This is a genomic window from Streptomyces murinus, assembly GCF_002154555.1.
Classification (GTDB): domain Bacteria; phylum Actinomycetota; class Actinomycetes; order Streptomycetales; family Streptomycetaceae; genus Streptomyces; species Streptomyces murinus.
On sequence record NZ_MUNF01000499.1, the window covers coordinates 1 to 4,904 of the forward strand.

The window sequence follows — 4,904 nt, forward strand, 5'->3', positions numbered from 1 at the left end:
GGCGTTCACCACCGGTACGGCTTGTACACCTCCATGCAGCCGCCCTTGTCCGCGCCGTTGATGGCGTCGGCGTTGGACGGGACGTCGCCCGCCTTCGGCTTGGACTGCTTCGGGAAGGTCGTACCGGTGCGCCAGTCGGCGCCGAGCAGCAGGGTGACGCCGGAGACCGACGTGGTCTGCTTCACCGCGGACGCCGGCAGACCCAGTGCCTTGGCCACGCCCTGGGCGTCGCCCTGGAGATCGGCGCTGGGGTACTCGACGACCGTCTTGTCCTGCGGCGGCGGGGGCGCGGTGTCGGCCGTCGCCCTGCCGTAGCCCTCGCTCACGAGCGTCTCGGCGATGGTGCGGGCCCGACCGGGGACCGCCGCCTGGGAGGAGGAGCCGGTGCCGTTCTGGACGAGGACGCCGAGCCTGGCCGGATCGGTGGAGGGCGACTTCGCCGGCTGGGGCTTGTCCGCCTGCTTGGCGTCCGAGGCCCCGCCGTTCTTGTCGAGCGGGATGTCGTCCCGGAGCATCTCCCAGAGCTTGCTCGCGTCGGCCGTGTTCGGGACGACGTGGTTGTCGGGGTCCTGCGGATCCGGGAGGTTGGGCATCGTCACGCTCGTGATGCGGTCCGACGGCACGGACTTCATCTCCATGCCGAGGTCGTAGAGCTTCTTGACCGTGCCGATCTCCTCGGAGACCTTGAGGGAGTTGACGGCCGAGTCGGCCAGGTCCATCAGGCGCCCGGTGTCGGTGAACACGTTCTGCGACTTGAGCGTGCGGAGCATGGAGTTGAGGTACATGTGCTGGGCGCGGGCCCGCAACGGGTCGCTGCCCCAGGCGTGCCGGGTGCGCAGCCACTGGAGCGCCTGCACGCCCTTGATCTTGTGCGTACCGGCCGTCAGCTTCAGCCCGGAGCCGCCGCGCTGGGCCGCGGTCGGGCGGTCCCAGACGTTCTGCTTCACACAGACGTCGACGCCGCCGACGGCGTCCGCCATCTTCACCACGCCCGCGAAGTCGATCGTCATCCAGTGGTCGATGTAGACCCCGGTGAGGTTCTCCCAGGTGGCCAGCGTGCAGCCGGCGCCGCCCCGGCCGAGGGTGGTGTTGATGATGTCGTTGGTCGCCGGATAGACCTTGCCGGTGTCCGGATCCGTGCACTTGGGGATGTCGACGCGCGTGTCGCGGGGGATGCTCACCATCGCGGCGCTCTTGCGGTCGGCGGATATGTGGATGAGCATCTGCACGTCCCCGAGCGGGGGATCGCCGACGCTGCTCTTGCTGCCGCCGAGCTTCAGGTTCTCCGCCGAGTTACGGCTGTCCGAGCCGATCAGCAGGATGTTCAGCGGGGTCTGTCCGGCCGCGTTCGGGGCGGTCTTCTGCGCCTTGGCGTCACCGCTGCTGCGCTCGCCCTTGCGTATGCTGGCGTTCAGATGCTGGTAATAGAGGTAACCGGCGCCAGCCGTGCCGAGTATGACCACCGCGAGGATCGTCGCCGACCAGCGCAGCACGCGCCGCCGGCGCCGCCGACCGGTCGTGGAACCTCCGGAACCGCCCGAGCTCCTTGAGCCCGAGCCCCCCTTGCGCCGCCCGCCGCCGTGCCGTCCGGCCCCGGCCTCCGGGTCCGTCGTCCGCGGGTTGAGCGCCATCGTGTCATCCACGCCGGCAGCGTCACCCCGCACTTCGCTCTGCGCCACTCTCCCTGCCCTCCCCGCCCTTTTGCGCCATGCGACGGGCCCGTCCCGCGCCGAGTAGTTAGACGCACGACGGGCCCGCAGGGTTACCTATGAGGCGCACTTAACCTCGTTGGCCGTTGACTTGTCGACCTTCGGCGCCGTGTCCGGGGCGGCGATCGGCGTGCCCGCGCCCTTGAAGTCCTTGCCCAGGGTCAGCGTCATCGCGGGCAGCCCCTGGGAGTTGACGACGCTCGAACCCGGCTTGAGCGCCGAGCCGGGCAGCCCCATCAGGGCGGCCAGCTCCCGGGCCTGCGCCGCCTGGTCGGGCGCGTACTCCAGAGTCGTCTTCTGGAGCCCGGCCTGCGCGTTGCCCGCGTTCTCCGACTTCAGCACGCCCTCGGTGTTCTGGAGCCAGTCGAGGACCGCCTGCGCGCTGCCCGGTGCCGCCTCGCTGTTGAGGATGCGCACGCGTACCTCGCCGGGCGCGGACCTGCTGCCCTTGAGCCGGGCGGCCTGCGCGTCCTTGGCGGCCTTCTGCTTGCGCTTGACGTCGGTGAAGGAGACGTCGTGCTGTATCGCCTGGAAGACCGAGGGCGCCGCCGACTGGTTGAGGACGACCGTCGCGTGGACCTTCTCGGCGGGGTTGTCCACCACCGGCACCGTGGTGAAGGTGATGTTCTTCGGCGGCACCTTCTTGAGCTCAAGCGCCATGTCCTTCAGCGTGTTGATGCTCTTTATGCCGGTGTCGACGGTCAGCGCCTTGGTGGCCGCCTCCGCGAGGTCCATCAGCTTCGAGGGGTTGCTCAGGGTGTCGCCGGAGGACATCTTGCGCATCAGCGACCCCAGGAACTGCTGCTGCACCTTGATGCGGTCCAGGTCGCCCTGATTGCCGAAGCTGTGCCGGGTGCGCACGAAGGCGAGGGCCTGCTCGCCCTCCACCACCGACTTGCCCGCAGGCAGCTTGAGGTGGGACTCCTTGTCGTCCACCGGGTGCGCGACACACACCTCGACCCCGCCGACCGCGCTGGTCAGCGTCTTCACCGCGTTGAAGTCGGCCATCATGAAGTGGTCGACGTGTATGCCGGTGACCTCTTCGACGGTGCGCATGGTGCAGCCCGGGTCGCGGCCGTCCTGGCCGAGGCTGGTGTTGAAGCGCACATTGTCGGTGCCCTGGACGACCTTGGTCGAGCCGTCCGGCTGCTTGGTCGGGCAGTCCGGCACATTCACGATCAGGTCGCGCGGGATGCTCAGCGCGGTCGCGTTGGTCCGGTCCTTGGAGACGTGCAGCAGGATGTTGGTGTCCGCGTGCCCGACGCTGCCGGAGTCGCCGTAGCCCTCGTTGCCCTTGCCGGTGCGCTTGTCGGTACCGATGATCAGCAGGTTGAAGGCCTCGTCCTTGCTGAAGCCCTTGGAGCCCGCGTCCCCGACATCGGTGGAACTGATGTTGCCCTCAAGGTGCTTGAGGTACAGATACCCGGCGGCGCCGACCGCGACCAGCGCGAAGGCCGTACCGCCGGCGGTCCACGCCAGCACCTTCTTCGCCTTCGACTTCTTCTTCACCGGCCGGCGGCCCCGCCGTCCCGGCGCGCCCTCGGGCTCGGTGGTACGACGCCGGGAGGTCCGCGGCGGCGGCACGTCCCCGGCGCGCGCCTTGTCCCCGGCGCGGGAGCCGTCCCGGGTACGGCCCCCCTCCTGGGTGCGCGTGCCGCCCCCCTCGGGCCCGCCGTCCTGCGCGGGCACCTTGCTCATCTCACGGGTCTCACCGGGCGCCATGTCGTTGCGCCGGCGGCGCCGGGCGCCCTCGCCGTCCTGGGCGGACGGCTTGCGCGGACCGGGAACCGATTGCGTTCCGGAAGGAGGCAGTCGCAGTTCGTATTCGCCGGTGTTCGGATTGAGCACCCACTGGTCTGCGGGATCGATGTTGTCCGCCCGCCCACGGCCTTGCGCGTCCACGGTTGTCCGAATCCTCCGTCGGGGCCACGCGGCGCCTTCCCCCTCAAAGGCGCTCGGGTCTCGGTGAAACAGTGCACGACCCCAGGTCGGACCTCGTGGCCGGGTGCACCGGAGCGCTCACACTATCCGCCCAGTTCAGCGTCTAGGGACGCCGGTGACAAATCCGTCGTCCCTACAACTGGGCAATCCGCCTCATTTTCTGAACGGAAGTCGGCGGCCTTGGCGAACGCCTTACGCGCAATCGTGTTCGGCGGCCGTGTTCCCGGTGTAGGTGGGCGCGGGAGAAGGGCTGCCGTTTGTGCCCTTTTGCGGCGCCGGCGGCTTCTCGGGCGCCTGTCCTTCCACCACCACCGGCTGGTCCGCGCGCAACCGCTTGAAGAGCTTCTCGGCCTCGGGCTCCACGAGTTGATCGCGGTTGGCGTCGTAGACGTACTGCTCTCTCGGCACCGTCAGGAATTGCATATGCCGGGTGGGAATGTCGTGCAGCGTTCGCACCAATCGGTACAGATCACCCAGATTCGCCAGTCCGGGATCAGTGGTGAGGGAGGACGTCGCCGCGTCCAGTACGGCATACAGCCGCAAGGGGTTCAGCAGTACGTCATTGCCGCGCACCCTGGTGACCAGCGCGCCGAGGAATCGCTGCTGGCGCCGCATCCGCTCGGTGTCGCTGCCGTCGCCCAGCGACTCGCGGGCCCGTACGTAGCCGAGGGCCTGCTCCCCGTCGAGCGTGACCTCGCCCGCGGGCAGTCTGAGCTTCGCCGCCTTGTCGTCGACGGGCTCCTTCAGACAGACCCGCACCCCGTCGACGGCGTCCACCATGTCCTTGAACCCGCTGAAGTCCACGACCATGTGGTGGTCGACGCGGATGTCCGTCAGCTTCTCGACGGTACGGACCGTGCACGCCGAACCGCCCAGCTCGAAGGCGTGGTTGAACATCGCGAACACCGGCCGGCCCCGGGTGCCGTCGCCCTGGAGGCAGCCGGGGACGTCCACCATCAGGTCCCGGGGGACGGACACGGCGGTGGCGCTGCGCCGGTCCGCCGCCAGATGCAGCAGGATCGTCGTGTCCGAGCGCTGGCTGCCCAGGTCCCGCCCGTAGCGGGCGTTGCCGCTCCCGGCCCGGCTGTCGGACCCGATCAGCAGGATGTTCCGGGCCCCGGGCGCCAGGACCGCGGGCCGCTCGCGCGCGTACCGGTCGAGCTCGGCGGCCGCCGCGTCATCGGGCCGGATATTGGCACTGAGCCGGGCGTACGCCGTCCACCCCGCCCCGACGGCCACCGCCACCAGGACCAC

General features: G+C 69.6%; 3 protein-coding genes. All 3 read right to left on the reverse strand.

What is annotated here, in order from left to right:
• Positions 1–5: 5 nt before the first annotated feature.
• The gene (locus CCN72_RS27845) at positions 6–1,631 is read right to left on the reverse strand and encodes an LCP family protein (protein ID WP_086810613.1); all 1,626 of its coding nucleotides are present in this window, start codon (positions 1,629–1,631) and stop codon (positions 6–8) included.
• A 135-nt stretch (positions 1,632–1,766) separates the two neighbouring features.
• On the reverse strand, positions 1,767–3,611 hold the full coding sequence (locus CCN72_RS27850) for an LCP family protein (RefSeq protein ID WP_086810615.1): 1,845 nt from the start codon (positions 3,609–3,611) through the stop codon (positions 1,767–1,769).
• Between the two features lie 231 nt (positions 3,612–3,842).
• Positions 3,843–4,904: an LCP family protein gene (locus CCN72_RS27855; RefSeq protein WP_086810617.1), complete on the reverse strand. Its 1,062-nt coding sequence runs from the start codon at positions 4,902–4,904 to the stop codon at positions 3,843–3,845.